This is a genomic window from Agromyces sp. GL_144, assembly GCF_057834305.1.
The window spans coordinates 664,812-687,921 of record NZ_CM174399.1; the positions used below are offsets into that span (position 1 = coordinate 664,812).

Genomic DNA, 23,110 nt, shown 5'->3' on the forward strand with positions numbered 1-23,110 from the left:
GCTCAGAGGTTCTGCCCGATGTCCCACAGCCGGTCGGGGCGGCCGTCGATCGCCTCGGAGACGGCGAGCGCCTGGTCATCGCTGAGCGAGGCGACGTAGTCGACGACCCCACGGCCGAGGCCGAGGCGGTGCACGTCGCCCGCATCGGGGATCGGCACGCCCTCGGGCTTGGTCACCCGCAGGAGCGCGTAGCCCTCGGTCGCGAGTTCGACCAGCTCGCGCAGCCGCTCGGGCACGCGGTGGCGGTCGACGTCGTCGGTGATCCACGCCGTGAGGCCCTTGACCGCACGTGTGAGCACGCGGCTGAGGCCGCGCTGGTACATGGCGATGTCGGCGCGGTCGAGGATGAAGTGCCGGTGCACGAACTTCAGCACCTCGACCTCGTGCCAGGCGAGGCGGTCGAGGGTCACGAGCCCGGTGCGCACCTCGTCGGCGGGTGCCGGCACGACCGAGGTCTGCAGGTGGTTGATCCACCGGTTCGTGAACGACGAGAGCGCGCGCTCCGAGGCGATGGAGCCGTCGAACGGGGTCGCGAGCAGCCCGTCGACGAGGTCGTCGGCGACGACGTCCACCGCTTCGGCGAACGCCTCGTCGGTCGCGATCCAGGCGTCGCTGCGGTGCAGCTTGCGGCGCAGCCCCTCGAGCGCGGCCCCGGGCGGCGCCGACCGGGCGCCGATCGCCTCGTCGCCGAGCGCGCGCAGGGTCGCGCCGTCCTCGATGAAGCCGCGGAACTCGCGGGCGACCGAACCCTGGCTGAGCAGCCCCGCCCGGTAGAAGTCGTCGACGTCGTGGATCGAGTACGCGATGTCGTCGGCGATGTCCATGATCGAGCATTCGAGCGACTGCTGCAGCGCGGGCAGCCCGGCGCGGGCCGAGAACAGGTCGGCGGCATCGAGGTCGTACGCCGAGAACTTCGCGACGTCGACGCCGCCCGAGACGCGTCGCATGCCGCGCGGCAGCGGCCCCGAGCCGAGCGAGGCGTGGTCGACGAACCGGGTCCACGGGTACTTCGCGACGGCCGCGCGCACCGCGGCGGTGAGGTTGAGCCCGTGCGGGGCGTTCGCCGAGACGTCGAGCATGGCGATGATGCGGTAGGTCTGCGCATTGCCCTCGAACCCGTCGGAGAGGCCGAGCGTCTCGCGGGCCAGGCGGTCGAGCACGCGCTCACCGAGGTGCCCGAACGGCGGGTGCCCCAGGTCGTGCGCGCTCGCGGCGGCCTGCACGACGACGGCGTCGCAGCCGTGCTCCACGGCGAGCGAGCGGGCCGGCGACGAGGCATCCGAGAGCCCGACCGCGATGGCGCGCGCGACCGCGGTGACCTTGATCGAGTGGGTCAGGCGGTTGTGGATGAGCGGGCCTGCGCCGGGCTGGGCGATGACCTGCGTGACCGCCGAGAGCCGCGAGAAGTACGGCGAGAACCGGATGCGCTCGAGGTCGAGTCGGAACTGCGAGTGCTCGCCCGTGACCCGCACACTGCTCTGCGGCTCGGTGACGAGCCGGGTTCCGCGTTCGATCGACATCCCACCAATCTACGGGGGACGCAGGGCCTGCGGATGGCCCGCGCCCGCCGCCCCGAACATCACGAGTGGGTCACACGACCCACTCTGGGGTAAGCTCCGCGCGTGATGAAGCGCCCCGGTCGACCCGTGCTCGCCGCGGTCGCGGCCCTGATCCTGCTCGCGCTCGGGGCCGGCATCGCCTTCGTGCTGACCGATGCCCTCGGCATCCGCACCGAGGCATCCGACGTCCCGGTCGAGACGCTGCAGGCGGCGGATGTCGCGGCCGGCGTGCCCCCGCCGGTGTTCGCCGTCGAGGTCGACGCGACGACCGGCCCGGATTCGGCGCCGTCGCCGAGGCTCGAGGCGGCCGTCGCCGAACTCGACGATGCGGTGGCGGATGCCTCGGCCACGGCCGGAACCGCGACGCTCACCGTCGTGGCGGGCGACGGAGACCCCGCCGACGAGGCGTACACGCTCGAGGGCGACCCGGCCGCGCTGCGCGTCGTCGCCGCGAGCGGGACGGGAGCCGTGCGCGGCGTCTACGACCTCGCGCAGGCCGTGCGCGACGGGCGCTCGACGGCCGAGCACCTCGGTGAGCGGGTCGAGTCGCGACTCGGGTTCCGCATGGCCGACCTCGGCGCCGTCGGCGTCGCGGTCGACGAGGAGGCGTACGCCGCCGGTGACGACTACTCGCACAACTCGAAGGCGTTCGAGGACGTCATCCTGCCCGACGCGCCGTACATCGACCAGGCGGCGCTCGCCGTCGCGCGCGAGGACTTCGACGCCTACGTGCGGCACCTGCTCGCCGAGGGCTACACGGCCGTCGCCGTGCCCGGCTTCCTCGAGTACGTCACGTTCTCCGACGTCGGCGACGGCACCGAGGTCTACGAGCCGGGCGACGAGCACGTGGCGCGCGCCCTCGCGATGCGCGAGGCGTTCGGGCCCATGTGGCAGTCGGCGCGCGACGCGGGGCTGCAGGTGTTCCTGCGCACCGACATGCTCGTGGTCACGACCCCGCTCGAGCAGTACCTGACCGAGCGGTTCGGCGGCCTCGACACCGAGAACCCCGAGTTCTGGCAGGTCTACGCGGCCGGACTCGACGAGCTCTACCGCGAGATGCCGGCGATCGACGGCGTGCTCATCCGCATCGGCGAGGCGGGCCAGGTCTACGACCTGCCCGACTGGGACTACAGCTCGAGGCTCGCCGTGACGACCGTCGCCGCCGTGCAGACCATGCTCACGACCCTGCTCGAGCAGGCCGAGCGCGCCGACCGCGAGGTCATCTTCCGCACCTGGACGGTCGGGGTCGGCGCCGTCGGCGACCTGCACACGAACCAGGACTCGTACCGCGAGGTGTTCGAGGGCATCGACTCCGACCGGCTCATCGTGTCGACCAAGTACACGCTCGGCGACTTCTACAGTCACCTGCCCTTCAACGACACGCTCGAGATCGGCGACCAGCGCCGCATCATCGAGTTCCAGAGCCGTCGCGAGTTCGAGAACTTCGGCGCGTTCCCGAACGACCTCGGCGATCTCTACTCGCAGGCGCTCGACCGGCTGCTGACCGCCAACCCGAACATCGAGGGCATCTGGACCTGGACGCAGGACGGCGGCCCGTGGCGCGCCGGCCCGCTCTCGCTCGAGCTGAAGGCCGGCCTCTGGCAGCTCGCCGAGCTGAACACCGAGCTCGCCGTGCGCCTCGCGCGGGATCCGTCGCTGGACGCGGCATCCGTCACCGTCGACTGGGCGCGCCGATGGTTCTCCGACGACCCGGCGACCGTGCGGGCCATCGCCGAGGCGATGACCGACTCGCGCGAGGCGATCTCGGACGGGCTCTACATCGGGCCGTTCGCCGAGCACCGCGTGTCCGCGATCGGGCTCGAGCCGCCGCCCATGATGTGGATCTTCGAGTGGGACATCCCCACGGGCGACAGCGCCGCGCTCGACGTGATCTACGCCATCGCCCGCGACGACCTCGACGAGGCGATCGCCGGCGGGCACCGCGCGCTCGACGCGGTCGACCGCATGCAGGCCCGCGTCGAGGGCACGGATGCCTCGACCTGGAAGGATCCCGCGCTGCGCGACGCGTTCGTCGGCGCCCTCGCGTACGAGCGCAGCACGCTCGCGATGCTCGCCGACTACCGCGAGATGTTCCTGCGCAAGGCGCAGTGGCACGACACGAAGGATCCGGCGGTCTACGCCGAATGGCAGCAGGCGCGCGCCGCGTTCGTCGAGTCGGCCGCCGCGCACGAGGAGGAGTACGCCGGCGACCCGTACCACCCCGCGTACAACCTCGAGGCGGCCCGCCTCGGGCTCGAGCGTGCCGACCGCGACCAGGCGATGGCGTGGGCGGCCGGTGCGACGCTCGTGCTGACGCTGCTCTGGATCGCGTACGGCATCGCCGCGCGCACCCGTCGCATCGGCGCGTGGCCAGGCGCGAGGCTCGCCCGGGCGATGTGGGTCGCGGGCACGCGGCCGTGGCGGGCCCGCGAGGTCACCGCGGCGCTCGGCCGCGCCGAGCGGGTGCTCCTCGTCGCGATCCCGGCGCTCGCGCTCGTGCTGAGCCGCTGCATCCTGACGTGGTTCGCGGCTCCGGCGCACCTCGTCGCGACGCTCGGGGCGTGGCTCGTCTTCGGCGCGGTGGTGCTCGTGCTGGCGCGCGCACTCGGCGGGCGCGACGCGATGACGTCGGTCGCGGCATCCGTCGCCGGAGCCGTGATGCTGCGCGTCGCACTGCTCTCGTTCGCGCTCGCCCCGACGGGCCCCGGCGGCTACTGGTTCGGCTTCTGGACCGACCCGGTCGCGCGCTCGGCCTACTCGACGGTCGCATTCGCCCTGTTCGCCTGGGTCATCGTCGCAGCCGCCTGGGCGCTCGCGCAGGCGGCGGGCGCTCGACGGGCGGTCGGTGTCGTCCTGAGCGCCTGCGGCGCCGCGCTCGCGGTGATCGCGACCCTGGTCGCCGGGATCGGCCTCGAGGCCGCCCTGACCGCGTGGAACGACCAGATGGCGCTGCTCCCGTGGGGCCTCTCGCGCATCCTCGGCATCACCGTCTACCTCGACATCCCGGCGGATGCCGCGTGGTGGGCCGCCCTCGTCGGTGCGATCCTCACCGTCGCAGGCGCGGCCCTCTGGGGCCCGTCGAGGCGGCGCCGGGCGGACCGGTTTGGCGGTGGGGCATCCGTCGCCTAAACTTGCTGAGGTTGCGCACGACGACCAAGCTTTCCCGTGCCCGATTTCGTTCAGAAGTCGAGTAGGGTGAGCCGGTCACAAGGTGTGATCTTCAGGGGCGTTGCTCCTGAAGGGCGGTGGCTCAATTGGTAGAGCAGCGGTCTCCAAAACCGCAGGTTGCAGGTTCGAGTCCTGTCCGCCCTGCGAGCCGGCAGTGATTGCCGGCCCACGAAAGGTGTACGAGGTGGCACGGAAGATCATCGACGAACCCAGCGAGGACGTCGTCGCCAACGCGAAGCGCGAGCGCGCGGCGCGGCGCAATCCCTTCGCGCGGATCGCGTTGTTCATCCGACAGGTCTTCGCCGAGTTGAAGAAGGTCGTCACTCCGACCCGCAAAGAACTCGTCAACTTCACCATCGTGGTGCTCGTGTTCGTCGTCATCATGATGGCGCTCGTCTGGGCGCTCGACTCGGTGTTCGGATGGGTTGTGCTGTACGTCTTCGGGTCGACGGGGGCCTGATCAGCCACTCGTCCTGAAGAACCGCGCGCCGCGAGGCGCACGAATGAGAAGGAATCGAGAAATTGGCAAAGATTGAGCGCGACGACGTCGATTGGGCCACGGCTGCAGAGCAGTCGGCCGAAGACGACGAGGCCCAGACGGGCAACTCGCTCGAGCACGACGAGCAGTCGGTCGAGCCGGCCGAGCACCGTGCCGTGCACGTGATCGACGACGAGGGCAACGACGTCGACCTCGATGCCGTTCTCGACGCCATCGCCGAGGCGAACGACCCCGAGGCCGACGCGGTCGTCGAAGACGCCCTCGACATCGACTCGGTCGAAGAGGCCGACGCGGCACTCGAGGCCGTCTCCGAAGAGAGCGAAGAGCCCGAGCACGACCCCTACGAGGAGTTCCGCAACGAACTGCGCTTCCTCCCGGGCAAGTGGTACGTCATCCACTCCTACGCGGGCTTCGAGCGTCGCGTGAAGGCGAACATCGAGCAGCGACGCGAGTCGATGGCCATGGCCGACTACATCTACCAGGTCGAAGTGCCGATGGAAGACGTCGTCGAGATCAAGAACGGCCAGCGCAAGATGGTCACCCGCGTGCGCATCCCCGGCTACGTGCTCGTGCGTATGGACCTCAACGAAGACAGCTGGTCGGTCATCCGCCACACCCCCGGCGTCACGGGCTTCGTGGGCAACGCCCACAACCCCACGCCGCTGCGCTTCGAAGAGGCGTTCGGCATGCTGAAGAGCCTCGTCGAGCCCAAGGACGTGCCGGCGGCCAAGGGTGCGAAGACCGGTGGCGGCGGCGCCGCGGCCCGCGTCATCCCCGCCGAGGTCGACTTCGAGATCGGCGAGACCATCACGATCAAGGACGGCTCGTTCGCGGGCCTGCCCGGCACGATCAGCGAGATCAAGCCCGAGAGCGGCAAGCTCACCGTGCTCGTCTCGCTCTTCGAGCGCGAGACCCCGGTCGAGCTCAGCTTCGACCAGGTCACCAAGCTCTAACGGTCGGCGGTCGAGGAGGCGCGCCAGCGCCGTATCGAGACCCTCACCGATCACCCAGCCAACCCTCCGGTATACTCGGAGGGTTGTGCTGTGCCGGCCCGCTGGCGCAGCACCCGATCCACCGCCTTCCGGAACCGCCGGTCGAGCGGGAGAGTGCCCGAAGCTCGGGCGTTCGAACAGAAAGAGAGAAATCATGGCACCGAAGAAGAAGGTCACTGGTCTGATCAAGCTTCAGATCAAGGCCGGCGCCGCCAACCCCGCCCCGCCCATCGGCCCGGCGCTGGGTCAGCACGGCGTCAACATCATGGAGTTCTGCAAGGCGTACAACGCGCAGACCGAGTCGCAGCGCGGCAACGTCATCCCCGTCGAGATCACCGTCTACGAGGACCGTTCCTTCACCTTCATCCTGAAGACCCCGCCCGCCGCGGAGCTCATCAAGAAGGCCGCCGGCGTCGCCAAGGGCTCGGGCGTCCCGCACACCACCAAGGTCGGCAAGCTGACCCAGGCGCAGGTGCGCGAGATCGCCGAGACGAAGATGGTCGACCTCAACGCCAACGACCTCGACGCCGCGTCGAAGATCATCGCCGGCACCGCCCGCTCGATGGGCATCACGGTCGAGTAATCGGCTCCGCCCAGGTCTCGAACGCGCTTCGCGGACTCGATCATCGGGCGAGGATGCCTCGTACGCGGCATCCGCTCTTCAGAACTCACACCCGTGGCAGCGCCCGCCAGGCGCGATGACCACACTCTCTCAAGGAGAACCAACATGGCACAGAAGTCCAAGGCCTACCGGGCCGCGGCCGAGAAGATCAAGGCCGACACCTTCTACACCCCGACCGACGCCGTCGCGCTCGCGAAGCAGACGGGTTCGGCGAAGTTCGACTCGACCATCGAGGTCGCGCTGAAGCTCGGCGTCGACCCCCGCAAGGCCGACCAGATGGTGCGCGGCACCGTCATCCTCCCGCACGGCACCGGCAAGACCGCCCGCGTCATCGTGTTCGCGACCGGCCCCGCTGCCGAAGCCGCGATCGCGGCCGGCGCCGACGAGGTCGGCGGCGCCGAGCTCATCGAGAAGGTCGCCGGCGGCTACACCGCCTTCGACTCGGCCGTCTCGACCCCCGAGCTCATGGGCCAGGTCGGTCGTCTCGGCAAGGTCCTCGGCCCGCGTGGTCTCATGCCGAACCCCAAGACCGGCACCGTGACCCCGAACGTCGGCCAGGCCGTCTCCGACATCAAGGGCGGCAAGATCGAGTTCCGCGTCGACAAGCACGCCAACGTGCACTTCGTCGTCGGCAAGGCGTCGTTCTCGCTCGAGCAGCTCGACGAGAACGTGAAGGCCGCCCTCGAAGAGGTCGTCCGTCTCAAGCCGTCGAGCTCCAAGGGCCGCTACATCCAGAAGGGCGCCGTGTCGACCACGTTCGGCCCCGGCATCCCGCTGGACGTCAACGCCATCTGAGCATCGTCTCATCGTGAAGGGCCCGCCGGTTCGCCGGCGGGCCCTTCGCCGTACCCGGACGCTCGGCGCGGACTTCGGGCGCGGCGAGCGTCATACCCCGGTTGGGTGCTGGCAGGCGCGAACGCGCGGTGGGATGATGCACGCATGGGACTCATCGACACGCACCTCGCGGGCGTCGCCGACGGCAACCGCGCGGCACTCGCGCGCGTGTACGACATCGCGCGCGAGGTCGACCCCGACGCCACCGAGGGCGAGAGCTACGGCATGGCGGCGCTGCTGCACCGCGGCAAGGGTTACGTCGCCGCGCTCGAGTCGAAGGCGCACCTCGGGCTGTACCCGTTCAGCGGCAGCGTGTTCCCGTCGATCGCCGACGAGCTGACCGACTTCGACTGGTCGCCGGGCGCCCTGAAGTTCAGCGCCGACCACGAGATCCCCGAACCGGTGCTGCGTCGCATCCTCGAGGTGCGCATCGCGCAGATCGACGCCCAGCTCGACCGCAGCGGCAAGAAGCGGTAGCGGAATCGGCTGCCCCGACTGCCCCCACGGATGCGGGCCTGGCCCGAGGATCCAGTCGAAGCCCGTCCTGCCGGATCAGCCGAGCCTCGCGAGGAGCGGGGCAGCTTCGCGCGACCACAGGTCGGCGAGCCGGCGATGCCCGGTCCGGCTCGGATGGACCCCGTCGGGAGCGAGTTCAGCGGGCTCCCCGAGGGCGTTGAGAACCTGGTCGGCCAGGACAAGCGTCGCGCCGAACTCGATCGCGAGGCTCCGTACGACGGCGATCTTCGGGTCGAGATCCTCGCGCCAGGCGGTCTGGGCGCGACGTACCGGCAGGAGAACCGGCTCGACCAGTACGAGCGCCGCGCGGGCCGCTGCCAGCGGCGCGATGAGCGACCTGTAGTCGCGCTCGAACGCCGCCACGTCAGTGGCGTCGTCGCTGTCGTAGCGGCGCCACGTGTCGTTGATTCCCACCATGATGCTGACCAGCGTGGGCCGCAGATCGAGGACGTCCGACTTCCACCGCGCGCGCAGGTCGCGCACACGATCGCCGCTGACGCCGCGGTTGACCACGTCGAATCCGGGGTGGTCGTCGGCGAGCAGCCGGACGTAGCCGTCACCGAGACCCAGAGGGTCCTCCCGACGCCCGCAGTCGGTCACGCTGTCTCCGGCGAACACCACGACTGGGCGCGTCATGACACGCGCTCGACGTGGATCAGCATCGCCTGCTGAGCGTTCAGCGTCGGCAGGGGAACCCCCACTCCGCTCAGCACGGAGCCGGGCAACTCGAGGGGCGAATCGATGGCGCGCCTGATCCATTCGGGATCATGGCCCTGGTGTCTGCTGGCCGACCCGAGGTCCTCGCGGATCGAGACGAGGTAGTGCGCCGATACATCGAGTCCCGGCAAGCGCACGCGCCCCGACTGTCCGGGTGCCGAGGTGTCGAAACGCGCCCACGTGAAGAGCGCGCTCGAACCGTCCTGGGCGACGGATCCGTAGAGGGCGGTCGCGTCGTCGGCGAGATCGGCGTTGACGACCCGGCCGGTGTGCAGTAGCGGCCTGAATTCGCGATACAGGGCTGCCCATTTCGCGATCACGGCCAATTCGTCGTCATCGACCGCGGTGAGGTCCTGCTCGATCCCCGCATGAGCGGTGAGCGAGGCGACCAGGCGGAAGGCGAGGTCCGTCCGTCGCGCCGTGGTGTGCGACCGATCGGCACCGAGATGTGATCCGATCAGTTCGGGAGGCACGATGGCACGCGTCCAGCGCTCGATCTGGATGCGCTCCACCGGGTCGTTGCAGTCCGATGCCCAGACCCGGTCGGTCCGGTCGAGGATCCCGAGGTCGACGCGTCCGCCGCCCCCGGAGCAGGTCTCGATCTCGAGCCCGGGGTTTCGCTCCCTCAGTTCGTCGAGAAGCCGATACAGTGCGTGCGTCTGACGATGCACGCTCGGGCGATCGCCATCCTCCTCGCGGCTGACGGCCTCGAGCAGATCACGGTTGTGATCCCACTTGAGGTAGTCGATCGAGTGCTGCCGCACGAGGTCGTCGATGCGCGCCAGCAGGTACTCGTAGGCCTCGGGGCGGGCGATGTCGAGCACGTACTGGGACCGCGCAGTCGGGCCGAGGCCCTCGCTCGGGGCGAGGATCCAATCGGGATGCTCGCGGGCCAGGTCGGAATCGAGGTTGATCATCTCGGGTTCAAACCACAACCCGAACTGCATTCCGCGTGCGCGCACGATGTCGACGAGGGGTTCGAGTCCATCGGGCCAGATCGCCCGATCGACGAACCAGTCCCCGAGTCCGGCGTCCGCCTGACGACGGCGGTGGAACCAGCCGTCGTCGAGTACGATCCGCTCCACGCCGACTGCCGCAGCCTTCTCGACGAGGTGCGTCAGGCGTTCGAGGTCGTGGTCGAAGTAGACGGCCTCCCAGGTATTGAGCACGAGAGGGCGAGGCGATGCCGGGTGCGACGTACGCGCACGGAGACGTCGGTGCAGTCGATCCGCGAGTCCGTCCGTTCCCGTGTCGGACCAGACGAACAGCGCGGTGGGCGCATCGTAGCGATCGCCGTCGCGGAGGATGACTTCTCCCGAGTGCAGTGCCTCGCCCGCCCCGATCACGGCGCTGAGCGCCCCGGCGCCCTCGGGCAGACGTTCCGCGAGGTACCGCTGCTCGCCACTCCAGGCCAGGTGCACCGCCCAGACCTCGCCGCGGCCGAAAGCGAAACCGGGGGTGCCTGCGACGAGCAGGAACGGGGAGTCGTGACCGGGCTTGCCTCGGCGCGTCGCGCGCAGATGCGTGCCGAAGCCGAAGGCCGTGCGCTGCGGTGCGCGTTCTCGGCACCACTTGCCGGTGAAGTCGAGCAGCTCGGTCGCCCGTTCGGGGAGCGGCATCAGTGTGGCCGACCCATCGAGTGTGTAGGGGAGCCGGCCGCTCCTCGGACTCAGGCTCGCGTCCCGCACGAAGGTCGTGTCGGCGCTGAGAACCCCGTGGGGATCGAGGCGATAGCGCACTCGCGTGCGCAGCGCCGTGATCGGGTCGACGAGATCGAGCGTGATCGATCCGCCCACGCCGTCGGGCGGTGTCTCGACACGGCTCCCCTCCAGGTGCGGCCGCGGGGTCGTCGCCCGGCCCTCGGCGTTGCCGGACCATGCGGGGGTTCCCGACCATCCCTCGTACTCCGTCGGCAGGATCGAGAATGCCCGCGGGGAGTCGGGCGAGTTGTTCAGCTGCGCAGGGAACGAGGTGAGTGCGAAGGCGCCTCCGGTGTCGTCGCCGATCGGACCGGGATCCGCGCCCCAATGGAGGATCCGTGGAACCGGTTCGCTGATGTCGATGACGAAAGCAGCGCCGGCCGCACGGAGTGCGACCACGGCGCCGGCACCGGAATTCATGTCAGACGTTCCTCTCGAGCAGTTACTTGACAACGTCAATAAACCATGTTTACTCTGTCGATGCAAGCGCAGGTGGGGAGTCCGCACCCGTCGCGATATCCCGAGTGATGCGCCTGCACATGGAGACAGGAAGACCAATGGCGCTCTTGGAAGAAGCACCCACCACTACGGCACGATCGCGTGTCGCCGCTCGTCGGCGCGCGGCGCGGCGCCCGCTCAACGCGAATTCACCTGCCCACCGCGGCGATGCGCGCCTCGCTTGGATCCTGATCGCCCCCGCGCTGCTCGGGTTCCTGGTCTTCGCGGCATACCCCACGCTGCGCGGGATCTACCTGAGCTTCACCGAATTCAGGGTCTTCACTCCTCCGGTGTGGATCGGGCTCGACAACTTCGTCAAGCTCGTCGGTGACGACGTGTTCTGGTCGTCGCTCGTGGTCACCGTGTACTTCGTGGTGCTCTCGGTGGGTATCACGATGTTCGTGTCGGTTGTGACCGCGGCAGTCCTCCACCGCGTGACGTCGTCGACGGTGGTTCGCGGCCTCATCATCCTCCCGTTCCTCATCTCAGCCGTCGTCGCCGCCACCGTCTGGTCGTGGATGCTCGATACGCAACTGGGGATCGTCAACATCCTGATTCAGTGGGTCGGAGGCGGCGATGGCGTTCAGTTCCTCACGTCGCGCGGCTGGGCGATCCCGTCGCTCGCCCTGATCAGCGTGTGGAAGCAGATGGGCTATACGGCGATCATCATCTTCGCCGGGCTCCAGACGATCCCGCCGACGATCTACGAGGCGGGAAGGATCGACGGTGCCAGCGAGATGCAGATGTTCCGTCGGCTCACGCTCCCCCTACTGCGCCCGATCATCGCGCTCGTGCTCGTGCTGAACGTGATCGGGGCGTTCCAGGTCTTCGATATCGTCGCGGTCACCACGAAGGGTGGCCCTGCCAACGCCTCGAACGTGCTCCAGATGTACATCTACAGCAAGGCGTTCGGCCAATTCGACTTCGGGTACGCGTCGGCGATGTCCTTGTCGCTGTTCGCGATCCTCATCGTGATCACCTTCTTCCAGTTGCGCCTACTGCGCGCGAGCGAATCGGACACCAACGCATGACCGCTGCATCCGCCCCGATCAATTTGCGACGGCGACGCGTCGGAATCGGTCGGGTGATCGCCTGGATCTACCTCGTCGCGGTCCTGTTCGTGACGATCTTCCCCTTCTACTGGATCCTGCGCACGGCATTGTCGAACAACTATGCGCTCCAGGCGGATCCGGCCTCGTTCCTTCCGGTCGGCTTCACCTGGGGACCGTTCCGCCGGGTGCTCGGGCTCGCGACCACGCAGGAGTCGATCGCGGAGGGCGGGTCGGGGGCGTCGATCGAGATCGGGCACTTCCTGGTCAACTCGATCATCTACGCCACGGTCTCGACCGTGCTCATCGTATTCTTCTCGCTGATCGCCGCGTACGCCTTCTCGCGGCTGCAGTGGCGCGGGCGTGAGTTCATGTTCGGCTTGTTCCTGGCAGCCCTGATGGTGCCGGGCATCCTCACACTGTTGCCGAACTTCGTGCTCGTCAAGGAACTCGGGCTGCTCAACACCTTCGCAGGGATGATCCTCCCGTACGCGCTGTTCTCCGCGTTCAACATCTTCTTCCTACGGCAGTTCATGCTCGGCCTCTCGACCGAGACCGAGGAAGCCGCGCTCCTCGATGGCGCAGGGCGCGTGCGGGTGCTCTTCGGGATCACGCTTCCGATGAGCAGCGGCCCGATCATCACGCTGTCGATCCTCGGCTTCATCGGCATGTGGAATGACTACTTCTGGCCTCTCCTGGTCACCAATGATGATTCCGTGCAGCCGCTCACGCTCGCGCTGGCGGTCTTCAAGCAGTCTTCCCCGCAGGCGCAACCGGACTGGGCGGGCCTCATGGCCGCGACCCTGGTCGCCGCCCTCCCGATGCTGCTCCTGTTCATGGTCTTCGGGAAGCGGATCGTCAACTCCATCGGATTCTCGGGGATCAAGTGATGGGCGCTTCACTGCGGCTGGCGTGGCGACGACCCGCCACGGACTGGGTCGAGGCCATCCCGATCGGCAATGGGCGCATCGGCGCGATGGTGTTCGGGGGAGGCCCACGGGCCAGGATCCAGGTCAACGACTCGACGGTATGGTCCGGCCACCCCGCGGGCCCGGCGGACGCGCTTCGCGAGCTCGTCGCCGCGGGCGCAGGTCCGGAGCGACTGGCCCAGGTTCGCGAAGCGATCGATGCGCATGACCTACGCCGGGCCGAGCGCCTGCTGATGGGCTTCGAGGGCCGGTACTCGCAGGAGTACCTTCCATTCGTCGACCTCGAGCTTGTGACGCACGGCGCAGAGCCCGAGCCCGGCACGCCGGCACGTGTCCTCGATCTCGACGATGCGGTCGTCGATGAGGCACTGCTGATCGGCGATGCCCGGGTGCGTCGACGCACCTACGTCTCCGCGCCGGCGAGCGCGCTCATGATCGAGTACACGGCCGAAGCCCCCGTGCTCGATATCGACTTGAGCCTCTCGTCTCCACTGCGGGTCGACGGATCGACGGTGGATGCGGCGTCTGCGTGCATCGCGGTCACAGTCCCGATCGACGGGGCCCCCCTGCACGAGGAATCGGTCGATCCGACGCATAGATACCTCGAGGCGGACGAGCCCGGGTTCGATCACTTCGCCGTCGCGGCCATCGCCGCAACCGGCGACGGCCAGCAGAGCGCGGCCGGCGATGTTCTCCGGATCCGTGGAGCGAGTCGGCTGCTGATCGCACTTTCGACGTCGACGAGGGCCGCGCTGTGGTGGGCCGACCCCGACGGCGACGAATGGCGGACCGCCTCACGTGAGGCGATCCGATCCCGCGCCCTCTCGAGTGCGAGGACCGCGCTCGAGAGGTCGCGCGAGGACCCGTTCGCCGCACACCTCAAGGACCTGCGCATGAACGTCTCGGGCGCGCGCTTCGCCATCGGCGGGCGTCGCGCGGGCACCTGGAGCGTGGACGAGCACATCCTCCGCGGCGATGACGAGCAGCTTCGGGCGACCGTCTTCGCCGAGTACGGGCGCTACCTCATCGGCGCGGCGTCGCGAGCGGGATCACCCGCGGCCAATCTCCAAGGCATCTGGAACGATCGACTCCGTCCGCCGTGGTCGTCGAACTACACCGTCAACATCAACACCCCCATGAACTACTGGGGCGCACCGATCGTCGGACTCGACGACAGCGTCGAGCCGCTCCTCGCCCTCGTCGAGCGGCTCGCCGACACCGGCGCCGCCGCCGCGGCCGCGCTCTACGGTGCGAGAGGTTGGGTGACCCACCACAACGCAGACCTGTGGGGCTGGAGCCTGCCCGTCGGCATGGGCCACGGCGACCCGAGCTGGGCGGTGTGGATGATGGGTGGCGTCTGGCTCTCCAATACCCTGTGGGATGCGTATGAGCTCTCCGGCGACACCGACTTGCTCGAGCAGCGCATCTGGCCCGCGATGAGGGGGGCCGCGTTGTTCTGCCTGGACTGGCTCGTCCCGGACCCCGACGGCGTCCATCTGCGCACCGTCCCGTCCACCTCGCCCGAGAACCACTATCTCGACGCCGAGGGTCGTGCCCAGGCCCTCGCCGTGACCACGACGATGGACCTCGCGCTCATCCGGTCGCTCTTCGAGCGGGCCCTGTGCGCACTCGATCTGCTCGGCGCCGCCGACCCGATCGCCGACGAGATCGCTGCGGCGCTCGCGCGCCTGCCCGAGTTCGGCATCGGCCGCGACGGGCGCCTGCGGGAGTGGCCGATCGATGCCGTCGACGAGGATCCACATCACCGCCACCTCTCCGCCCTGGTCGCGCTCTATCCGCTCGATCTGATCGATCCCGCTCGGACGCCCGGACTTGCGGACGCGAGCCGGCACTTCCTCGATGGGCGTGGCCCCGGCGCGATGGGATGGTCCTGGGCGTGGAAGATCGCGCTGCGTGCCCGTCTCGGCGACGCGGAGGTCGCTCGCGGCCTCCTCCTCGAAGCCACCGCACCGTTCGAGGGCGACGTCGCGCGCCTGAGCCCGGTCGACGGGTCGGAGTGGGGCGGCATCCTCCCCAACCTCTTCAGCACCCATCCGCCCTTCCAGATCGACGGAAACCTCGGCTTCACCGCCGCGATCGCCGAGATGCTGGTGCAGAGCCACGGTGGTCGCATCCGGCTGCTTCCGGCTCTCCCGAACGCCTGGGCCGAGGGCCGGGTCGATGGGCTGCGCGCGCGATCCGGCCTCGAGGTGGACGTCGAGTGGTCGGGAGGCCGTCTCGTGCGTGCCGCGATCCGGAAACGTCGCGGAGGGCCGCGCCGCATCGTCGTGGAGAGCGTTGGGCACACGATCGAGATGACGATCGATGCCGACGAACTGGTGCTGCGCCTCCACGACTTCGAAGCGGGAGGCCCGGCCGATGCGCGCTGATTCCGCAGGATTCTCCATCGAGGACCACGTCACGACCCAGACAGAGCCCGCCGACTTCGACGCGTTCTGGACCACCACGATCGCCGAAGCCCGCGGCCACGACATCGCGGTCGAGCAGAGCCTGCACCCGACGCGGCTGGTCACCTTGGACACCTACGACTTCGCGTTCCGAGGATTCGCCGGCGATCCGGTGCGGGCGTGGCTGCGTATTCCGCGCGGCGCTTCCGCTCCGCTGCCAGGCCTCGTGCAGTTCATGGGCTACGGCAACGGCCGCGGCCACGCCCTGCGTGATCTGCGGTGGGCTTCGGCGGGCTACGCGCACCTCGTGGTCGATGCGCGGGGGCAGACGCTCGGCGACACCGACGATCCCCACGGCGCAGGACCGGCGAGCGGTGAGTACATCACGAACGGTATCTGCTCGCCGTACACCTACTACTACCGACGCGTGTTCACGGATGCCGTTCGGGCAGTCGATGCGCTGCGCAGCATCGATGGCGTGGATGGCACCAAGATCGGCGTGATCGGCCAGAGTCAGGGCGGCGGGATCGCGCTCGCGATGGCCGGCCTCATCGCCGACCTTGCCGTCGTCGTCGTGCAGGCGCCCGCGCTCGCGGAGCTCAGTCGCGCCGCACAGCTCAGCGAGGAGCGACCGTACTCGGCGCTCGCCGCCCATCTCGCCGACCGACGGCAGGAGGCGGACCAGAGCCTCGACACTCTGCGCTATTTCGACGTCGTGAATCACGCGAAACGGGCCGTGGCCCCGGCACTGTTCAGCACCGGTCTGCGCGACTCCATCACTCCGCCCGAGAGCGTGCTTCCCGCATACAACGCCTATGCCGGCGAGAAGCGCATCGTGCTCTGGCCCCACAGCGGGCACGAGGCCGGGGGCGAGACCGACGAGGAGAACGGCCTCGAATTCGCCGCCGCACATCTGGGTGCTGTGGCTCCCCATGAACCCACCACACACAACCGGGCACCCCGCACGGTGCCACAAACATCAGAGTGAGGAAGACATGAAACTCCAGCGAACAGCAGCGGTGCTCGTGCTGACGGGCCTTGCCGCCGCGACACTGAGCGCCTGCGCCCCCGGCGACGACTCCGCGGGCGGGAACACCGTCAACTGGTGGACCTGGGACGAGCGCCAAGCCGCATCCTACGAGAAGTGCCTTCCGGGATTCGAAGACGAAAACCCCGACATCACGGTCAAGATCTCCCAGTACGCGGTGGACGACTACTTCACGAAGCTCACTGCGGGCTTCGTCTCGGGGGCGGCACCGGACGCCTTCCAGAACAGCGTGCCGCTGCTGGGCGCCTATGCCGGGCAGGGCCAGATCATGGCACTCGACGACCTGATCGAGGAATCCGACTACGACCTGTCGGTCTTCGATATCGGAGTCGACTCGTGGAAGTACACCGACGGAATGCAGTACGGTATTCCGCTGGACTGGGCCGGCGCCGCGATCTACTTCAACGAGGACAAGATCGCCGAGGCCGGGCTCAAGGCCGACGACATCACGAACATGACGTGGAACCCGGAAGACGGCGGCACCTTCGACGACATCATCTCCCACCTGACGATCGATGACAACGGAGTGCGCGGCGACGAGCCCGGCTTCGACAAGGACAACGTCGCCACCTACGGCATCGGGAGCCTCGCCTCGGGAGACTTCAATGGCCAGACCTCATGGAACTCGTTCGCCTCGACGCTCGGCTGGCGGCTCGGCGACAAGCAGGCGTGGCCGACGAAGCTCGAGTACGACGACCCGGGCTTCATCCAGACGCTTGAGTACATCCGTGGCCTCGGCGATCGTGGCCTCATGCCCAAGTTAGGTCAGCTGACCGTCTCGGGCAGTGAGCAGATCGGGTCGGGCATCGTCGCCATGGTGCAGGGCGGTACGTGGGACGCGACCTCAATCACGAAGATTCCCGACGTCAAGGTTGGAATCGCTCCGACCGTCGAAGGTCCCGAAGGCCGATCGATGATCAGCAACTCGAACGCCAACAACATCTACGCGGGAACGAAGAACCTCGACGCCACCTGGAAGTGGGTCACGTACATGGGCTCCGAGGCCTGCCAGTCGATCGCCGGTGTCGACGCGACATTCCTCCCTTCGATCGCAGCGTCGCTGCAGGAGACCGTGGATGCACAGGCGGCACAGGGGCTCGATCTCTCGAGCTTCGTCGACGCGCTGAACAACGGAGAACTATGGCCGGCGCCGCCGATGGCGAACGGGCAGGAGATCACGGACACGATTCAGCCGTTGTTCGAGGCCTACTTCAGCGGTGAGCGCGACTCCGACGTCTTCCCCGAGATGGCGACGAAGTCCGAGGGCATTCTCGCCGAGTGAACATCGCTCGCGGTGGGGCGGCACTTGCCGCCCCACCGCGAGCGCCAGGTGTAAGGATTCGTTCATGACAATCTCGCGAGAGACCGACACGGGGACGACCCGCCACTCGGATCCGCAGCGCGCCATCGCGCTGCTGCGCAATGCGGCATCGGCGGCGACCGAGGTGTTCACGAGCATTCTGACGCACTCGCCGATCAGCCGCATCGACATCGCGCGCAAGACCGGTCTCTCACAGGCGGCCGTCACGAAGGCGGTCGCGCCGCTGATCCTTGCCGGACTGGTCTCGGATCACCTCGAATCGCCACGTGCCGGGCAGCCCGGCCGCCCGGCCAATCCGCTGACGATCGTGCCGAACGCGCTCACCTCCCTCGGTATCAAGGTCAGCACCGACGAGATCATCGCCGTCGCCACGGGGCTGACCACGGAAGCCCTGGCGAGTTGCCGGGTTCCGCTGGTGTCCACCGCCGTCGAGGTCGTCGTCGACGCGATCGAGAAGGCGGCGACCTTCCTGATCGCGGAACTGGGAGATCTTGCGGGCCGGCTGGCCGCCATCGGCGTTTCGGTGTCGGGCGATGTCGATACGGCGAACGGCATCGTTCGCGACTCGGCGATACTCGGGTGGCGGGACGTGCCCCTCGGTGCGATCCTCACGGAGCGCCTCGGGATGGGAGCGCTCATCGAGAACGACGTGCGTGCCCTCACGATCGGGGAGCACTGGTTCGGTGTCGGCGTGGGGACAGAGTCATTCGCAATCGTGACGATCGGACGTGGGGTCGGCAGCGGCCTTCATCTGAACGGTGATGTCGTCGAGGGCGCCTACGGCGTGGCCGGTGAGATCGGTCACCTGCCCCTCACCTCCTCCGATCGGGTATGCCCGTGCGGTCGCCGCGGCTGCGTCGAGGCCGTTGCCGGCACCAACGCGATCGTGTCGGCGGTCTCCGTCGCCCACGGCGGTGCGGACCTGAGCATCGCGGAGGTCGTCGAGATGGCCCACGAGGGTGATGCCGCGGCCGTTCACGCGTTCGAGGAGGCCGCGACCGTCGTCGGCACGGCGATCGCCACGCTCGTGAATCTGACAGGTCCGGAGCTCGTGATCATCGGCGGCGAGGCGGTGAGCAACTACGACTTGTTCGATGCGCATCTCCGGGGCGCGTACTCCGACCACGTGTTCGGCGCTGCGGACCGGTGCCGTATCGTCGTACGGCCGCACACCTTCGAGGACTGGGCTCGCGGCGCCTCCGCGTCCGCGATCCAGGAGCTTGTGGTCCGGGGCAGATAGGCGGCCGCCCCACGCTCGCGCTTCGACCGGCATCGCCCGTCCGACGGGTGGAGCCCCGCGCCGGCCACCCGAACGACGGATGCCGTGCCCGGGCCGAGGCTCGGGCGCGGCATCCGCTCGGGTGATCGAGCGCAGTGAGGTGCTGTCAGTCGACCTTCGCCATCGAGGAGGTCTCGACGCGACGCGCCCGCAGGCGCTCGGCGACCTCGATCGCGTCGCCGGAGGGTGCGTCGGAGAGGCGATCGGGGCGGGCGATGAACAGGTACGCGAGGCCCGTGACGAGCACGACGCCGAGGCCGATCCAGACGGCGTAGTCGGCGACGAAGTCCCCGGAGCTGCCGGGCGTGATCATCAGCCAGATCGCGAACACGCCGTAGGCGAGCGCGAGCACGTTGATCACGAAGCCCCAGGTGCCGAGCGAGAACGTGCCGGCCGGCTTCCAGCCGCGCAGACGCTGGCGCAGGGCGCCGAGCACGACCATCTGGAAGCCGATGTAGATGCCCGTCACCGCGAACGCCGTGACGGGCAGCGTGATCGCGGGGTTCACGTAGATGAGCAGCGTGATGATCGCCGGGACCGTGCAGGCCACGATGAGCGCGTTGCGCGGCACCTTGTTCGTGCTCACCTTCGCCAGCCAACGGTGGCCCGGGATCATGCCGTCGCGCGCGAAGCTGTAGAGCAGGCGACTGGCCGCGGCCTGCAGGCTCAGCACGCAGGAGATGAAGGCGAGCACCGCGACGACGAGGAAGATCTTCGCGCCGACCGGTCCGAGCGTCGCCTCGAGGATGCCGGGGATCGGGTCCGCGTCCTCCCCGGAGACGATCGAGGCGAGGTCGGGCGCGGCGAGCACGTAGCCGCCGAACGAGAAGAGCGCCGAGACGCCGCCCACGAGGATCGTGAGGATCATGGCCTTCGGGATGCGGCGGCCGGGGTTCTCGACCTCTTCGGCGACGTCACCGCAGGCCTCGAAGCCGTAGAAGAGGAAGAGGCCCGCGATCGCCGCGCCGATGAAGGCCGTGACGTACGAGCCGTCGCCCTCGACGCCCATGGTGTCGAAGAAGACGCCGAACTCCTGCTTGCGCTGGAAGATGAGCAGGTAGAGGCCCACGCCGATCACGCCGATGAGCTCGGCCGCGAGGCCGATCTTCGCGACCCGGGCGAGGGTCTTCGTGCCGGTGAAGTTGAACACGAGCGCGAGCAGGAGCAGGCCGAGCGAGAACGCGAGCGTGATCTCGGGCGTCGCGGCGATGCCGAAGAGGCTCGCGACGAAGCCCGAACCGTAGCCGGCCACCGCGGTGATGGTCACGATCATGGCCCAGATGTAGATCCACGCCGCCATCCAGGCGTACCGGCGACCCCAGAGGCGCCTGGCCCACGGGTAGATGCCGCCGTGGATCGGGTACTGCGACACGACCTCGCCGAAGACGAGCGAGACGAGCAGTTGCCCGACGCCGACGATGACGATCCACCAGATCGAGGGAGGGCCGCCGATGGTGAGCGCGACCGCGAACAGCGAGTACACGCCGACGAGCGGAGAGAGGTACGTGAACCCGAGGGCGAAGTTCGCCCAGAGGCTCATCGAGCGGTTGAACGAGTCCTGGTACCCGAGGACTTCGAGGTGATCGCGATCGCCGAGGTCGGTCGGCTTGGCTGGTTCGACGGACATGGGTGGCCTTTCGGGTCGTCATGAGATGCCCCCGACGCCCCCGAACGCCGCGACCACCTCAACGTGGTTGCGCCAGCCTAGCGATACATCCGGTTATAAAGCTATAGGTTGAGATGATTTATTCCGGCCCGCCCGAGAAGCCGCCCGAGAAGCCGGCCTCGGGCCCGGCCTCGGCGCGGATCTCGGGCGCGAGGAGTCCCGGAAGTTCGGCCATGCTCGTGAACACCAGCGACGCGCCGGCCGCGGTCAGCGCCTCGGGGCCGGTCGACGCGGGCCCGCCGGGCGCGAAGGCGAACACCGTGGCCCCCGCGGCCACGCCGGCGGTCACGCCCGCGACCGTGTCCTCGACGACGGCGCAGTCGCGCGGGTCCACGCCGAGGCCGGCCGCGGCGGCGAGGTAGACGTCGGGAGCGGGCTTGCTGCGCGCGGTCTCCATGCCGCTGTAGACGTGCCCGCCGAACGCCTCGGCCAGGCCGACCTTCGCCAGCTGCAGTTCGATCTTCGCCCGGTCGGCGCCCGAGGCGCAGGCGATGCGGCCCTCGAACGCGGACGCGACGGCGCGCACCGCGGCCACCGCGCCGTCGATCGGCCGCAGGTCGACCGCGAGCGCGGCGTTGCGCCGGGCACGGAACTCGAGCAGCCACGCCTGATCGGGTCGGAACCCGGTGTGCTCCTCGATCACGTCGAACTCGTCGCTGAGGGCGCGCCCGATGAAGCGCTCGACGCACTCCTCGGCACTGATGCGCCAGCCGAGTTCGTGCAGCATGCCGCGCAGCACGCCGTTCGTGATGGTCTCGGAGTCGACGAGCACGCCGTCGCAGTCGAAGAGCACGGCCTGGAAGCGCTGCGGGGAAGTCGACACCCGATCGACGCTACCGTGCCACGTGCCGAGACGACGGATGCCCCGGGGTCGCCGACGTGCATCGGTCGGCCCCGGGGCATCCGCTCGCCCAGGCGAGGCGCGAGCCGCGAGCCGCTCAGCCGATGCGGATCATCTTCTTGTTGACGAACTCGTCGGCACCGAAGCGGCCGAGCTCGCGGCCCGAGCCCGAGCGCTTGACGCCGCCGAAGGGCAGCTCGGCGCCGTCGGCGCCGACGACGTTCACGAAGACCATGCCGGCCTCGATCTTGTCGGCGACGCGCAGCGCCTGCTCGTCGTCGGTCGTGAACACGTAGGAGCCGAGGCCGAACGGGGTGTCGTTGGCGAGCTCGACGGCGGCGTCTTCATCGGCCACCTTGAAGACCTGCGCGACCGGGCCGAAGAACTCCTCGTGGAACGCGTCGGAGCCGGGCTTGACGTCGGTGAGGATCGTGGCCGAGTAGTAGTTGCCGTTGCGCGAGCCGCCCGAGTGCAGGGTCGCGCCCTGTTCGACCGCGCGGGCGACCTGGTCGGCGAGGCCGTCGGCGGCCTTGGCCGACGAGAGCGGGCCGAGCGCGGTGCCCTCCTGCGCGGGGTCGCCCTCTTCGACCGCGTTCATGGCGGCGGTGAACTTCTCGAGGAACGGCTCGTAGAGGTCTTCGACCACGATGAAGCGCTTGGCCGCGTTGCAGGCCTGGCCGTTGTTGTCGACGCGGGCGACCACGGCGGCCTCGACGGTCGCGTCGAGGTCGTCGGTCGAGAGCAGGATGAAGGGGTCGGAGCCGCCGAGCTCGAGCACGACCTTCTTCAGGTGTCGACCGGCGATCTCGGCGACCGCGGCACCCGCGCGCTCGGAGCCGGTGAGCGAGACGCCCTGCACGCGCGGGTCGGCGATGACCTGCTCGATCTGGTCGTGCGAGGCGTAGATGTTGACGTAGGCGCCCTCGGGGAAGCCGGCGTCGAGGAAGATCCGCTCCATCGCGGCGGCCGATTCGGGGCACTGCTCGGCGTGCTTGAGCAGGATCGTGTTGCCGATGACGAGGTTCGGGCCGGCGAAGCGGGCCACCTGGTAGAACGGGAAGTTCCACGGCATGATGCCGAGCAGCGGGCCGAGCGACGAACGGCGGATGAGGGCCGACCCCTCGCCGGCCAGCAGTTCGATCTTCTCGTCGGCGAGCAGCGACTCGGCGTGGTCGGCGTAGTACTCGTAGATCGCGGCGGCGAACTCGACCTCGCCGACCGCCTGCTCGATGGGCTTGCCCATCTCGCGAACGATGATCTCGCCGAGCTCCTGCGCACGCTCGTTGTGCAGTTCGGCCACGCGGCGGATGAGGGCGGCGCGCTCGGCGACCGTCGTGTTCTTCGACCAGGTGCGGTGCGTGTCGGTCGCCCTGGCGATCGCGGCCTGCAGGCCCTCGTCGGTGATGGTGTCGAACGACTCGACCGTCTCGCCCGTGGCGGGATTGATCACGGCATAGCTCATGG

General features: G+C 68.9%; 18 protein-coding genes and 1 tRNA gene. 13 read left to right on the top strand and 6 right to left on the bottom strand.

Going from position 1 to position 23,110, the window contains the following annotated elements:
• Window positions 1–2 precede the first annotated feature (2 nt).
• The gene (locus AC3IPY_RS02895; protein WP_489186536.1) at window positions 3–1,520 is read right to left on the bottom strand and encodes a deoxyguanosinetriphosphate triphosphohydrolase family protein; all 1,518 of its coding nucleotides are present in this window, start codon (window positions 1,518–1,520) and stop codon (window positions 3–5) included.
• Window positions 1,521–1,625: 105 nt separating this feature from the next.
• On the opposite strand from AC3IPY_RS02895, the gene AC3IPY_RS02900 reads away from it, so the two are divergent.
• The 7 genes from AC3IPY_RS02900 (at window position 1,626) to AC3IPY_RS02930 (ending at window position 8,151) form a co-directional block, all read left to right on the top strand.
• Complete coding sequence (locus tag AC3IPY_RS02900) at window positions 1,626–4,688, top strand: hypothetical protein (protein ID WP_489188425.1); 3,063 nt, start codon at window positions 1,626–1,628, stop codon at window positions 4,686–4,688.
• A gap of 110 nt (window positions 4,689–4,798) precedes the next feature.
• Window positions 4,799–4,871: transfer RNA gene (locus tag AC3IPY_RS02905), tRNA-Trp, on the top strand.
• 40 nt (window positions 4,872–4,911) lie between these two features.
• The gene (gene secE / locus AC3IPY_RS02910; protein ID WP_489186538.1) at window positions 4,912–5,187 is read left to right on the top strand and encodes a preprotein translocase subunit SecE; all 276 of its coding nucleotides are present in this window, start codon (window positions 4,912–4,914) and stop codon (window positions 5,185–5,187) included.
• 62 nt (window positions 5,188–5,249) lie between these two features.
• The gene (gene nusG / locus AC3IPY_RS02915) at window positions 5,250–6,179 is read left to right on the top strand and encodes a transcription termination/antitermination protein NusG (protein WP_489186540.1); all 930 of its coding nucleotides are present in this window, start codon (window positions 5,250–5,252) and stop codon (window positions 6,177–6,179) included.
• Window positions 6,180–6,372: 193 nt separating this feature from the next.
• Complete coding sequence (gene rplK / locus AC3IPY_RS02920) at window positions 6,373–6,801, top strand: 50S ribosomal protein L11 (protein ID WP_489186542.1); 429 nt, start codon at window positions 6,373–6,375, stop codon at window positions 6,799–6,801.
• A gap of 144 nt (window positions 6,802–6,945) precedes the next feature.
• Window positions 6,946–7,635 (top strand): 50S ribosomal protein L1, encoded by a 690-nt coding sequence (gene rplA / locus AC3IPY_RS02925; RefSeq protein ID WP_489186543.1) that lies wholly within the window; start codon window positions 6,946–6,948, stop codon window positions 7,633–7,635.
• A 144-nt stretch (window positions 7,636–7,779) separates the two neighbouring features.
• The gene (locus AC3IPY_RS02930; RefSeq protein WP_489186544.1) at window positions 7,780–8,151 is read left to right on the top strand and encodes an iron chaperone; all 372 of its coding nucleotides are present in this window, start codon (window positions 7,780–7,782) and stop codon (window positions 8,149–8,151) included.
• A gap of 75 nt (window positions 8,152–8,226) precedes the next feature.
• Here the strand turns inward: AC3IPY_RS02930 and AC3IPY_RS02935 are convergent, their stop codons facing one another.
• Both AC3IPY_RS02935 and AC3IPY_RS02940 read right to left on the bottom strand, forming a co-directional pair.
• Window positions 8,227–8,826 (bottom strand): GDSL-type esterase/lipase family protein, encoded by a 600-nt coding sequence (locus AC3IPY_RS02935; RefSeq protein WP_489186545.1) that lies wholly within the window; start codon window positions 8,824–8,826, stop codon window positions 8,227–8,229.
• Window positions 8,823–11,093 carry an alpha-galactosidase gene (locus tag AC3IPY_RS02940; protein WP_489186546.1) on the bottom strand — a complete coding sequence of 757 codons (2,271 nt, stop codon included), beginning with the start codon at window positions 11,091–11,093 and terminating at the stop codon, window positions 8,823–8,825. The genes AC3IPY_RS02935 and AC3IPY_RS02940 overlap by 4 nt, the downstream gene beginning before the upstream one ends.
• A 41-nt stretch (window positions 11,094–11,134) precedes the next feature.
• Here AC3IPY_RS02940 and AC3IPY_RS02945 point away from each other — a divergent pair, with 41 nt between their 5' ends.
• From AC3IPY_RS02945 to AC3IPY_RS02970, 6 genes are all read left to right on the top strand, one after another.
• The gene (locus tag AC3IPY_RS02945; protein WP_489186547.1) at window positions 11,135–12,136 is read left to right on the top strand and encodes a carbohydrate ABC transporter permease; all 1,002 of its coding nucleotides are present in this window, start codon (window positions 11,135–11,137) and stop codon (window positions 12,134–12,136) included.
• Complete coding sequence (locus AC3IPY_RS02950) at window positions 12,133–13,044, top strand: carbohydrate ABC transporter permease (RefSeq protein ID WP_489186548.1); 912 nt, start codon at window positions 12,133–12,135, stop codon at window positions 13,042–13,044. Before AC3IPY_RS02945 ends, AC3IPY_RS02950 begins: the two co-directional genes overlap by 4 nt.
• On the top strand, window positions 13,044–15,473 hold the full coding sequence (locus tag AC3IPY_RS02955) for a glycosyl hydrolase family 95 catalytic domain-containing protein (protein WP_489186549.1): 2,430 nt from the start codon (window positions 13,044–13,046) through the stop codon (window positions 15,471–15,473). Before AC3IPY_RS02950 ends, AC3IPY_RS02955 begins: the two co-directional genes overlap by 1 nt.
• Window positions 15,409–16,479: an acetylxylan esterase gene (locus AC3IPY_RS02960; RefSeq protein WP_489186550.1), complete on the top strand. Its 1,071-nt coding sequence runs from the start codon at window positions 15,409–15,411 to the stop codon at window positions 16,477–16,479. The genes AC3IPY_RS02955 and AC3IPY_RS02960 overlap by 65 nt, the downstream gene beginning before the upstream one ends.
• The gene (locus AC3IPY_RS02965; protein ID WP_489186551.1) at window positions 16,409–17,821 is read left to right on the top strand and encodes an ABC transporter substrate-binding protein; all 1,413 of its coding nucleotides are present in this window, start codon (window positions 16,409–16,411) and stop codon (window positions 17,819–17,821) included. The genes AC3IPY_RS02960 and AC3IPY_RS02965 overlap by 71 nt, the downstream gene beginning before the upstream one ends.
• 163 nt (window positions 17,822–17,984) lie before the next feature.
• Complete coding sequence (locus tag AC3IPY_RS02970) at window positions 17,985–19,100, top strand: ROK family protein (RefSeq protein ID WP_489186552.1); 1,116 nt, start codon at window positions 17,985–17,987, stop codon at window positions 19,098–19,100.
• A gap of 145 nt (window positions 19,101–19,245) precedes the next feature.
• Here the strand turns inward: AC3IPY_RS02970 and AC3IPY_RS02975 are convergent, their stop codons facing one another.
• The 3 genes from AC3IPY_RS02975 to AC3IPY_RS02985 form a co-directional block, all read right to left on the bottom strand.
• Complete coding sequence (locus tag AC3IPY_RS02975) at window positions 19,246–20,766, bottom strand: APC family permease (RefSeq protein WP_489186554.1); 1,521 nt, start codon at window positions 20,764–20,766, stop codon at window positions 19,246–19,248.
• A gap of 118 nt (window positions 20,767–20,884) precedes the next feature.
• Entirely contained in the window at window positions 20,885–21,628 is a 744-nt protein-coding gene (locus AC3IPY_RS02980; protein ID WP_489186556.1) for an HAD family hydrolase, read from the bottom strand.
• A gap of 115 nt (window positions 21,629–21,743) precedes the next feature.
• On the bottom strand, window positions 21,744–23,108 hold the full coding sequence (locus AC3IPY_RS02985; protein ID WP_489186558.1) for an NAD-dependent succinate-semialdehyde dehydrogenase: 1,365 nt from the start codon (window positions 23,106–23,108) through the stop codon (window positions 21,744–21,746).
• Window positions 23,109–23,110: the final 2 nt, after the last annotated feature.

What these genes read in the sequence shown, in the direction of transcription:
- AC3IPY_RS02895 (WP_489186536.1), bottom strand. Translation starts at nt 1,520, where the DNA reads ATGTCGATCGAACGCGGAACCCGGCTCGTCACCGAGCCGCAGAGCAGT.
- AC3IPY_RS02900 (WP_489188425.1), top strand. Translation starts at nt 1,626, where the DNA reads ATGAAGCGCCCCGGTCGACCCGTGCTCGCCGCGGTCGCGGCCCTGATC.
- rplK (WP_489186542.1), top strand. Translation starts at nt 6,373, where the DNA reads ATGGCACCGAAGAAGAAGGTCACTGGTCTGATCAAGCTTCAGATCAAG.
- rplA (WP_489186543.1), top strand. Translation starts at nt 6,946, where the DNA reads ATGGCACAGAAGTCCAAGGCCTACCGGGCCGCGGCCGAGAAGATCAAG.
- AC3IPY_RS02930 (WP_489186544.1), top strand. Translation starts at nt 7,780, where the DNA reads ATGGGACTCATCGACACGCACCTCGCGGGCGTCGCCGACGGCAACCGC.
- AC3IPY_RS02935 (WP_489186545.1), bottom strand. Translation starts at nt 8,826, where the DNA reads ATGACGCGCCCAGTCGTGGTGTTCGCCGGAGACAGCGTGACCGACTGC.
- AC3IPY_RS02945 (WP_489186547.1), top strand. Translation starts at nt 11,135, where the DNA reads ATGCGCCTGCACATGGAGACAGGAAGACCAATGGCGCTCTTGGAAGAA.
- AC3IPY_RS02950 (WP_489186548.1), top strand. Translation starts at nt 12,133, where the DNA reads ATGACCGCTGCATCCGCCCCGATCAATTTGCGACGGCGACGCGTCGGA.
- AC3IPY_RS02955 (WP_489186549.1), top strand. Translation starts at nt 13,044, where the DNA reads ATGGGCGCTTCACTGCGGCTGGCGTGGCGACGACCCGCCACGGACTGG.
- AC3IPY_RS02960 (WP_489186550.1), top strand. Translation starts at nt 15,409, where the DNA reads ATGCCGACGAACTGGTGCTGCGCCTCCACGACTTCGAAGCGGGAGGCC.
- AC3IPY_RS02975 (WP_489186554.1), bottom strand. Translation starts at nt 20,766, where the DNA reads ATGTCCGTCGAACCAGCCAAGCCGACCGACCTCGGCGATCGCGATCAC.
- AC3IPY_RS02985 (WP_489186558.1), bottom strand. Translation starts at nt 23,108, where the DNA reads ATGAGCTATGCCGTGATCAATCCCGCCACGGGCGAGACGGTCGAGTCG.